Origin of the sequence: Pseudonocardia hydrocarbonoxydans (assembly GCF_006539565.1) — a bacterium.
Classification (GTDB): Bacteria; Actinomycetota; Actinomycetes; order Mycobacteriales; family Pseudonocardiaceae; genus Pseudonocardia; species Pseudonocardia hydrocarbonoxydans.
Window position 1 is genome coordinate 298,734 of sequence record NZ_BJNG01000014.1, and the last position, 8,430, is coordinate 307,163.

General features: G+C 75.3%; 7 protein-coding genes. 2 read left to right on the forward strand and 5 right to left on the reverse strand.

The annotated features are described in order from the left end of the window. Nucleotides 1-15: 15 nt before the first annotated feature. The 5 genes from PHY01_RS08315 to PHY01_RS08335 all read right to left on the reverse strand — a co-directional run bounded on the left by PHY01_RS08315 (nucleotide 16) and on the right by PHY01_RS08335 (nucleotide 6,806). On the reverse strand, nucleotides 16-708 hold the full coding sequence (locus tag PHY01_RS08315; RefSeq protein WP_141277941.1) for an ABC transporter permease: 693 nt from the start codon (nucleotides 706-708) through the stop codon (nucleotides 16-18). Beyond that, complete coding sequence (locus tag PHY01_RS08320; RefSeq protein WP_141277942.1) at nucleotides 705-1,361, reverse strand: ABC transporter permease; 657 nt, start codon at nucleotides 1,359-1,361, stop codon at nucleotides 705-707. Before PHY01_RS08320 ends, PHY01_RS08315 begins: the two co-directional genes overlap by 4 nt. Beyond that, nucleotides 1,358-2,443: an ABC transporter ATP-binding protein gene (locus PHY01_RS08325; protein ID WP_141277943.1), complete on the reverse strand. Its 1,086-nt coding sequence runs from the start codon at nucleotides 2,441-2,443 to the stop codon at nucleotides 1,358-1,360. The genes PHY01_RS08320 and PHY01_RS08325 overlap by 4 nt, the downstream gene beginning before the upstream one ends. 115 nt (nucleotides 2,444-2,558) lie before the next feature. After that, on the reverse strand, nucleotides 2,559-5,429 hold the full coding sequence (locus PHY01_RS08330) for a putative bifunctional diguanylate cyclase/phosphodiesterase (protein WP_246085772.1): 2,871 nt from the start codon (nucleotides 5,427-5,429) through the stop codon (nucleotides 2,559-2,561). A gap of 192 nt (nucleotides 5,430-5,621) precedes the next feature. Further along, nucleotides 5,622-6,806: an NAD(P)-dependent malic enzyme gene (locus PHY01_RS08335; RefSeq protein ID WP_141277944.1), complete on the reverse strand. Its 1,185-nt coding sequence runs from the start codon at nucleotides 6,804-6,806 to the stop codon at nucleotides 5,622-5,624. 220 nt (nucleotides 6,807-7,026) lie between these two features. Here PHY01_RS08335 and PHY01_RS08340 point away from each other — a divergent pair, with 220 nt between their 5' ends. Together PHY01_RS08340 and PHY01_RS08345 are read left to right on the forward strand one after the other, a co-directional pair. Continuing rightward, on the forward strand, nucleotides 7,027-7,617 hold the full coding sequence (locus tag PHY01_RS08340) for an acid phosphatase (RefSeq protein ID WP_141277945.1): 591 nt from the start codon (nucleotides 7,027-7,029) through the stop codon (nucleotides 7,615-7,617). Beyond that, nucleotides 7,614-8,084, forward strand: a complete 471-nt coding sequence (locus PHY01_RS08345; RefSeq protein ID WP_141277946.1) for a GNAT family N-acetyltransferase — start codon at nucleotides 7,614-7,616, stop codon at nucleotides 8,082-8,084. The genes PHY01_RS08340 and PHY01_RS08345 overlap by 4 nt, the downstream gene beginning before the upstream one ends. Nucleotides 8,085-8,430: the final 346 nt, after the last annotated feature.

An 8,430-nucleotide genomic window follows, 5' to 3' on the forward strand; every position in this document is an offset into this window, starting at 1 on the left:
CTCCTTCTCGGGGGGTCAGACCGCACGCAGGCGGGGACGGGTGCGGATGGCCGCGGGGGTGCGCAGGCCGGGTGAGACGACGGTGCGCTGCAGCGCGGCGAGCAGCAGGTCGATGCCGATCGCCAGCAGCGCGAGCAGGATCGAGCCGGCCGCCATCTCGGCGAAGTTGCGCAGTGCGAGGCCGTCGATGATGTAGCGGCCCAGCCCGCCGAGTGCGACGTAGGCGGCGATGGTGGCGGTGGCGATGATCTGCAGGGTGGCGCTGCGCACGCCGCCGAGGATCAGCGGCAGGGCGTTGGGCAGCTCGACGCGCAGCAGCACCTCGCGCTCGCCCATGCCCATGCCGCGCGCGGCGTCGACGATGGCGCGGTCGACGGCCTGCACGCCGGCGTAGGTGCCGGCCAGCATCGGCGGGATCGCCAGGATCACCAGCGCGGCGATCGGCGGCGTCAGCGCGATCCCGAACACGTTGGCCAGCAGCACGAGCAACCCGAAGGTGGGCAGGGCGCGCAGCGCGTTGGCCGACCCGACGACGAGGAACCCGCCGCGCCCGGTGTGCCCGATCCACAACCCGAGCGGGATGGCGATCACCGCGGCGATCACCAGGGCGAGCAGCGTGTACTGCAGGTGCTCCAGCAGCCGGACGGGCACGCCGTCGGGGCCGCTCCAGTTCGCCGGGTCGGCGAACCAGTCGATGACGCCGGTCACGCCCTGGCCCCCGCTCCGGCACGCGTCCAGGGCGTGACGGCCCGGCCGATGGCCAGCAGCGCGACGTCGACCAGCAGCGCGAGCACGAGCACGAGCACGATGCCGGTGAGGATCTCGGCCGGGATGTCGCGCTGGAAGCCGTCGGTGAACAGCGCCCCCAGCCCGCCGAGGCCGACGATCGCCCCGACCGTCACCAGGCTCATGTTCGACACCGCCGCGACCCGCAGCCCGGCCACCGTGACCGGCACGGCCAGGGGCAGCTCGACGGCGACGAACCGGCGCAGCGGCGTGTAGCCCATCGCGGTGGCCGCGGCGACCACGGCCTGCGGCACGGCGTCGAGCGCGTCGGCGATGGAGCGGACCAGCAGCGCGACGGTGTAGATCGTCAGCGCGACGACGACGTTGAGCGGGTTGAGGATCCCGATGCCCAGCACCAGCGGCAGCATGACGATCAGCGCCAGCGACGGCACCGTGTAGAGCAGCCCGGTCACCGTGATCAGCACCGTGCGGATCACCCGCGCCCGGGTCGCGAGCCAGGCCAGCGGCAGCGCGACGATCAGCCCCAGCAGCACCGGCAGCAGCGCCAGCCAGAGGTGCTGCACCGTCAGCTCAGCGACGCGGTCGAGGTTGCGCGGGATCCACGACCAGTTCACGCGGCCGCCCGCGCCGTGGCCAGTGCGGCCAGCACGTCGTCGGCACCGATGGAGCCGACGACCCGCCCGTCGGCGTCGACCGCGACGCCCCGCCCCGACGGGGAGGACAGCGCGGCGTCCAGGGCGCTGCGCAGCGACCCGGAGGTGACGTCGTAGAGCGACCCCCCGGGGACGAGGTGCTCCGCGGTGACCGGGGCCCCGTCGGTGCGGTCGCGGCCGGCGAGCCAGCCCTGCGGCCGGTCGGCGTCGTCGACGACCAGCGTCCAGTCCCCCGACGGCGCGGGCGACCCGAGCCGGACGGTCTCCAGCGCGCCGAGCGGGAGGCCGTCGGCGGAGAGGAAGCCCAGGCCGCGGTAGCCGCGGTCGCGGCCCACGAACCCGTCGACGAAGTCGTCGGCCGGCCGGGCGAGCAGGTGGCCGGGCTCGTCGTACTGGGCCAGCACGCCGCCGGTGCGGAACACCGCGACCTTGTCGCCGAGCTTCACGGCCTCGTCGATGTCGTGGGTGACGAACACGATGGTCTTGCTCAGCTCGGCCTGCAGGCGCAGCAGCTCGTCCTGCAGGCTCTCCCGGACCACCGGGTCGACGGCGCTGAACGGCTCGTCCATCAGCAGGATCGGCGGGTCGGCGGCGAGCGCGCGGGCCACCCCGACGCGCTGCTGCTGCCCGCCGGAGAGCTGGCTGGGGTAGCGCTTGGCCATCTCCGGGGCGAGCCCGACGATCTCCATCAGCTCCCCGGCCCGGCTGCGGGCCTTCGCCCTGCTCCAGCCCAGCAGCATCGGCACCGTGGCGATGTTGTCGAGGATCGTGCGGTGCGGGAACAGCCCCGCCTGCTGGATCACGTAGCCGATCCCCCGCCGCAGGTGCGCGGCGTCGCCGGACATGACGTCGGTGCCGTCGATCTCGATCGTGCCGCCGCTGGGCTCGATCATGCGGTTGATCATCCGCAGCGACGTGGTCTTGCCGCAGCCGGACGGACCGACGAACACGGTGATGCCGCCGTCGGTGACGGTGAGGTCGAGCTCGTCGACCGCCACGGTGCCGTCGGGGAAACGCTTGGTCACGCCCCGGAACTCGATCATCCGAGGGACCCCCTGTTCAGCGCCCGCCTGCCGGGCGGCACGAAGCAGCAGGCTAGCCCGATCGGGGACGGCCCGCAGGAGTTGTGACCGGACGGAGACTCAGCCGGGCGCGGTCTCAGCCGACCGACGCCGCCGACGCCGCCGGGGTCGCGAGCCGCCCACCGGCGAAGACCTCGCGCAGCCGCGGAGCCGGCAGCGGCCGGGAGAACAGCCAGCCCTGGTAGGCGTCGACGCCGATGCCGCGCAGCACGTGGAACTGCTCGGCGGTCTCGACCCCCTCGGCCACCGTGGTCCGGCCCATCGCCCGCGCCATGTCGACGACGGCCCGCGCCACCGCGAACGCCGCCGGGTCGTCGGCCACCCCGGTGACGAACGCGCGGTCGACCTTCACCGTCTGCGCCGGGAGGTCCTTGAGCCGGGCCAGCGACGAGTAGCCGGTGCCGAAGTCGTCGACGGCGAACCGGACGCCGCGGTCGACGAGCTCGGCCATCGCGGCGAGCGCGTGCGGCGGGAGCGCCACCAGGCTCGTCTCGACCAGCTCCAGCACCAGGTGGCCCCAGTCCAGGCCCGACCCGGTGACGATCGCGTCGACGACCGGCAGGAAGTCGGCGTCACCGGGGAGCAGGCCGGCCAGGTTGACCGCGACCGACGGGCGGCGCCCGCGGTGCTCGGGCCAGCTCGCCGCCTCGGCGCAGGCCGTGCGCAGCACCCAGAGGTCCAGCTCGCGCAGCAGGCCGCTGCGCTGCGCGACCGGCAGGAAGTCGTTCGGCGGGATCACCCCGCGCTCGGGGTGGTGCCAGCGCACCAGGGCCTCGGCCGAGAGGATCGTGCCGTCCGGTCCGACGACGGGCTGGTACTGCAGCACCAGCCCGGTGCCGGTGATCGCGGCCCGCAGCTCGGCCTCCAGCGCCAGCGCCTGCGTGGCCGAGCTGACGACTCCGTCGGTGGCCATCCCGATCCCTCCGCGGCACTGCCGCCGCTTGGCGTCCTGCATGGCGACCTCGGCGAAGCGCAGCAGGTCCGCCGCGCGCACGTCGCCGAGCGGGACCGGCGTCGCCAGCCCCACCGACGCCGTCATCTGCACCGGCTGCCCGTGCACCGTGAGCGTGGTGCGCAGCAGGTCGGCCACCAGGCGCGCGAGCTGGTCGGGCCCGCCCACCTCGGCGTGGTCGGCGCAGATGACGACGAACTCGTCACCCGACAGGCGCCCGGCCGTGCAGCCGACGGGCAGCTCGCGCTGCAGCCGGCCGGCGAGCGAGACCAGCAGGTCGTCGCCGACCTCGTGGCCCAGCGAGGAGTTGACGCGGGCGAAGTCGTCGAGGTCGCCGCAGACCACCGCGACGCGGTCGCGCCCGGACCCGACCAGGAGCGCGTCGACCATCGTCAGGCAGGCGGCGCGGTTGGGCAGGCGCGTCAGCTCGTCGACGGTGCCCGCGCTGCGCAGCACCTCCGCGGCCCGGCGACGCTCCCCGATGTCGGTGCAGGCGACCAGCCAGAACCAGCTGCCGTCGTCGGCGGTCGACACCGACGCGCTGACCTCGCACCAGACCGTGGTGCCGTCGGCGCGCAGCAGCGGCGCGGCGTCGACGCGGTAGCCGTGACGGGCGCCGGGCGCGACGGGCCGCAGCCAGCCGGGCAGCTCGGCGCGGTCGGGGCCCAGCAGGTCGAACGGGCCCTCGGCGGTCAGGTCGGCGGCCGACGTGCCGCGCAGCGCGTCGAGCGGGACGTCGAGCAGCGCGCACATGTTGGCGTTGGCGTCGATCACGACACCGTTCGGGTCGATCATGGCCACGCCCGAGGGCACCATCTCCATGAGGTCGGCGAAGCGCCGCCCGGCGTGCCGCACCCGGTCCTGCGCGCGGCGCTGCTCGGACAGGTCGCGCACCACGCCCACCAGCCGGACCGGCGTGCCGTCCGGGGCGGTCTCGACCTCGGCGCGGCAGCTCAGCAGCCGCTCGCCCGGCAGGCGCAGCTCGACGTGGTGCTGTGCCGCGGCCCCGCCCCCGCGGAGGCCGCGGCACAGCAGGGAGACCTGCTCGCCCTCCACCGGCCCGTCGACGCCCTCCGGCTCGACCCCGGCGCGGCGGTAGAGCGCCAGCAGGGACTCGCTGCGGCTCAGGGTGGCGGCGCCCAGCTCGTAGCTCCAGGTACCGACGCCCGCGAGGCGCTCTAGCTCGGCCATCCAGCGGCGGTCGACGCGCTCCTGCTCGCCGCCGTCGGGCAGCTCCACGAGCACGACCGCGCGCAGCTCACGGCCGGGCAGCTCCCAGCGCACCACCCGCACCCGCACCCGCTCGCCGTCGGGGCGGACGAGGCGGGCGTCGGTGTCGGGGCCGGTGACGAGCTGGGGCAGGCGCATCCCGAACAGCCCGGCCTCGGCGTCGGCCGCGTTGTCGCCGGCCCCGGGGCCGCCCGAGCGCCCGGCGAGGCGCAGCAGCGGGGCGTTGACGCGCACGATCCGGTCGTCGCGGTCGCAGACCAGCGCCGGGGCCGCGGGCAGCGAGACGATCTCCGGCCCGCCGACGACCCCGCCGCCCGGGAGCGGCCCGCCCAGGTCCGACGCGCCCCGGCCCGCACCGAACACCGCGGTGCGCAGCGCCGGAAGCACCGGGGACCCCTCGGGGTCGGTGTGCTCCTCGGGGGCCAGGTCGTGCAGGTCCGACATCCGGGTGTCCGGCTCCCCGCTCAGCGCGGAGATGGCCTCCGCCGCCCGCCGCCCCACCGGCGCCTCGGGCTCGGTGAGCCGGTGCGCCGCCACCCGCGCCCCGGTCTCCGGGGTGACCGGCGACGGCTCGGGGGTCTCGGCGACGGCCCGGCCGACCGCGCGGGCGAACAGCGCGCGGTCCACCGGCGTCGCGCCGCCCAGCACGGCCTGCCGGGACCGCAGCAGCTCGGCCCGCGCGACGGCCCCGCCGGCGCCCTCGGCGAGCTCGCCCGCGGCGGGCGTCGGCCGGTCGGTGCTCCGCCGATCTCCGAGCTCGTCCACGGGCACTCCCACTGTCACGCAAAGTCGGTCACTCGTCACAACGACGCAACCGCGCACCCGATCCGGGGTTTCTTCCCGATCGGCCTACGCCGCCCCGAGTGAGTGAACGCCCTGGTCAGCACGCTGAGTGACAACGAGAGGCCCCCGATCACGAACACGCAGGCCGGGGGCCCAACTGGAGGTCACTCCGAGTCAGATCGGGTCTCCGGCGGCCGCGGCGACCGCCTGCGACACGGCGGGGGCGACACGCGGGTCGAACGGGCTCGGCACGATCCGGTCGGGCGCCAGGTCGTCGAGCGCGACGGCCGCGATCGCGTCGGCGGCCGCCAGCTTCATCGCCTCGGTGATCCGCCGGGCACCGGCGTCGAGGGCGCCGCGGAACACCCCGGGGAACGCCAGCACGTTGTTGATCTGGTTCGGGAAGTCGCTGCGTCCGGTGGCGACGATCGCGGCGTAGCGGGCCGCGACGTCGGGGTGCACCTCGGGATCGGGGTTGGACAGCGCGAACACGAACGGCTCCGGCGCCATCAGGGCCAGCAGATCCTCCGGCAGCGTCGCGCTGGACAGGCCCACGAACACGTCGGCGCCCGTCAACGCCTCGGCGGTGGCCCCGGAGAGCCGCCGCGGGTTGGTCACCTCGGCCAGCGCGGCCTTCTCCCCCGTCACCCCGGCCCGGCCGGGCAGCAGGATGCCGCGCGAGTCGAGCACGGTCACGTCGGACGCGCCGGCGGCCAGCAGGATGCGCGCGCACGCGACGCCCGCCGCCCCCGCGCCGGAGATGACGATCCGCAGCCCTCCGAGCTCGCGACCCTGCACCGCGCACGCCCCGCGCAGCGCGGCGAGCAGCACGATCGCGGTGCCGTGCTGGTCGTCGTGCATGACGGGGCAGTCCAGCGCCTCGATCAGCCGCCGTTCCAGCTCGAAACAGCGCGGCGCGGAGACGTCCTCCAGGTTGACCGCCCCGAAGCTGGGGCGCAGCCGGACAAGGGTCTCCACGATCTCGTCGACGTCGGTGGTGTCGAGGACCAGCGGGATCGAGTCGAGCCCGCCGAACGCCTTGAACAGCGCCGACTTCCCCTCCATCACCGGCAGCGACGCGCGCGGCCCGATGTCGCCCAGCCCGAGCACCGCGGTGCCGTCGCTGACGACGGCGACCAGCCGGTTCGTCCAGGTGTAGCGCGCGGCCAGGGCGGGGTCGGCGGCGATCGCGCGGCTGACCTCGGCCACCCCGGGCGTGTAGGCGATGGCCAGGTCACGGGCGTTGTCCAGCGGCGCCGTCAGACCCGTGGAGAGCTTGCCTCCGAGGTGCGCGGAGAGCACGTCCTCGCGGGTCGGAGCGGCGACGGGGACGGGTGAGGACACGGTGGAGGAACTCATGGGGATGCGCTGCTTCCGGTTGCGGGGCGGTCGATCGCCGTGCACCGGAGGGCGGGTGGCTGCCCTGTCGCGGTGCCGGACGGCCTCCCGTGGATCGCGCGCCGCCGGGGATGGAGCGGGGCGGACCGACGGGGTTCGGCTGTCGGGTACGCGCCGGATCCTAACCCGTGGGACGGCGTGCGGGCGCGTCGTCTCCGTCACCTCCCGCTACGTTGGCCCCATGGCTGGTCGGGTGTTCCTCCTGCGGCACGGCGAGACCGAGTGGTCGCTCTCGGGGAAGCACACCGGCCGGACCGACGTCCCGCTCACCGAGCGGGGTCGCGACCTCGCCGGGAGCGCGGGCAACCTGGGCGTCCGCCTGCGCGGTGGCACCGCCCCCGCGCTGGTGCTGAGCAGCCCCCGCACGCGCGCGCTGGTCACGGCGGAGCTGGCCGGGCTGATCGTCGACCGGGTCGACGAGCGGCTCGCCGAGTGGGACTACGGCGACTGCGAGGGCCGCACCACCCCCGAGATCCGCGAGACCACCCCCGGCTGGACGGTCTGGACCCACCCGTGCCCGAACGGCGAGGACGCCGCGCAGGTCGGCGCCCGGGCCGACGCGGTGCTCGCCGAGGCCCAGGCCGCCCGCGCCGACGGCGACGTCGTGCTCGTCGGCCACGGCCACTTCTCCCGCGTCCTCATCGCCCGCTGGATCGGCCTGCCCGCCACCGAGGGCGTCCGGTTCACGATGGACCCCGCCGCCTGGTCGGTGCTCGGCGACGAGCGCGGGGTACCGAGCCTGGTGCACGTCAACCTCCGGCAGGTCCCGTGATCCGCCGGATCGACCCGGCCGACGTCCCGGCGGTGGTCGGGCTCGTGCACGAGCTCGCCGCCTACGAGCGCGAGCCCGACTCCTGCCTGCTCACCGCCGCGCAGCTCACCGCGGCCCTCTTCTCCCCCGCCCCGGCGCTGTTCGGCCACGTCGCCGTGGTCGACGGGGAGGTCGTCGGCTGCGCGCTGTGGTTCCTCAACTTCTCCACCTGGCGCGGCGTGCACGGCCTCTACCTCGAGGACCTCTACGTGCAGCCCGCCCACCGCGGCGCCGGGCTGGGCCGCGCCCTGCTCGCCGCCCTCGCCGGGGTGTGCACCGAGCGCGGCTACGCCCGGCTGGAGTGGTCGGTGCTGGACTGGAACGCCCCGTCGATCGCCTTCTACCGCTCGCTCGGCGCCGTGTCGATGGACGGCTGGACGACCTTCCGCCTCGACGGCGACGCCCTGCGCACCCTCGGCTCGGCGTAGCGGCTCGGTCCCGGGCGGGTCGTCGCCGTCCGCCCGTCGACCGCCTCGCGCCGCAGGCTTGTCGGCGCGTCGGGCTCGACGTGGGCGCGGACGTCGGTGTGGTCCATGACGTCCACGTTGTCCGCCCGCCCGGCCCGTCTGGACGCGACGTCACAGGACTCTTCCGTCCGCGCCGGCCTGCCGAGGTGGGCGGGCAGGCAGGCAGGCAGGCAGCGTCGATCCACGGCCGAGCGAACCTTCATGGCTGATCGTCCGCCCCTCGCCAGCTACCTGGTTCCGTTCAGACGCGGTGGTCGTGGGGTGCGGTCAGGTAGGTGTGCCCGGTCGGGGTGGTCCACTCCACCGT

What these genes read in the sequence shown, in the direction of transcription:
- PHY01_RS08325 (WP_141277943.1), bottom strand. Translation starts at nt 2,443, where the DNA reads ATGATCGAGTTCCGGGGCGTGACCAAGCGTTTCCCCGACGGCACCGTG.
- PHY01_RS08335 (WP_141277944.1), bottom strand. Translation starts at nt 6,806, where the DNA reads ATGAGTTCCTCCACCGTGTCCTCACCCGTCCCCGTCGCCGCTCCGACC.
- PHY01_RS08340 (WP_141277945.1), top strand. Translation starts at nt 7,027, where the DNA reads ATGGCTGGTCGGGTGTTCCTCCTGCGGCACGGCGAGACCGAGTGGTCG.